The sequence below is a fragment of the Paraburkholderia mimosarum LMG 23256 = NBRC 106338 genome (assembly GCF_000739815.1).
Taxonomy (GTDB): Bacteria; Pseudomonadota; Gammaproteobacteria; order Burkholderiales; family Burkholderiaceae; genus Paraburkholderia; species Paraburkholderia mimosarum.
Window position 1 is genome coordinate 1 of sequence record NZ_BBJJ01000339.1, and the last position, 864, is coordinate 864.

Below are 864 nucleotides of genomic sequence, written 5' to 3' on the forward strand. Positions count from 1 at the left end.
CGAAGGCCTGCGAGGCGCTGGGCGTGGGCGATACCGCGCTGCGACGCTGGGTGGCGCAGTGGCGCGCCCAGCAGGCCGAACCGCCACGCAGCGAGGCGCAGGTCCAGAACGACCAGCGACGCATCCGTGAGCTGGAAGCCCGCGTCATGGAACTTGAGCGGGAGCGCGAGATACTAAAAAAGTCTACGGCCTTCTTCGTCAAGGAAATGGATCGCTCCTCGAAGTGATCCGCTCGCTGAAGAAGGCCTGGCCGGTGAGTTTGATGTGCCGGTTGCTGAAGGTGCCGCGAAGCAGCTATTACGCCTTTGCTGGCCGGCGCCGCAAGCCGGCGACATCACCCGTGCTGCTTGGGGCCGTACGCCAGATTCACCATGAAAGCCGGTGCAGTTACGGCAGTCGCAGGATGGCGCAGGCCTTGCAGCAGCAGGGGCACGCGATCGGACGTTACCGGGCTCGAACGCTCATGCGTGAGGCGAAACTGGCGGTTGCGCGGCGGCGAACGCATCGGTACCGCAAGGCGGAAGGTGAGGCACTGGTGGCACCCAACCTGCTTGAGCGCCGCTTCGACCCGGGTGCCATCAACCGCGTTTGGGCAGGCGACATCACGTACGTCAGAACGCGTCAGGGCTGGTCCTATCTGGCCATCGTGATGGACCTGCATTCGCGTCGTATCGTGGGCTGGGCGTTTGCGTTGCAGGCAGACACCGAACTGGTGATCCAGGCGCTACACCAGGCGCGCCGCAGCCGGCGCCCGGCAGCGGGGCTGATGTTCCATTCCGATCAGGGCTGCCAGTACACGAGCGAGCGCTTTGTGAGCGACTTGAAGGCAAACGGGATCGTTCAGAGCATGAGCAGAAAGGGAAG

1 pseudogene is annotated in these 864 nt (G+C 64.4%); it reads left to right on the forward strand.

The features are described 5' to 3' along the window. A pseudogene (locus BMI01S_RS37780) lies at positions 1-864 on the forward strand (IS3 family transposase); the annotation flags it as partial.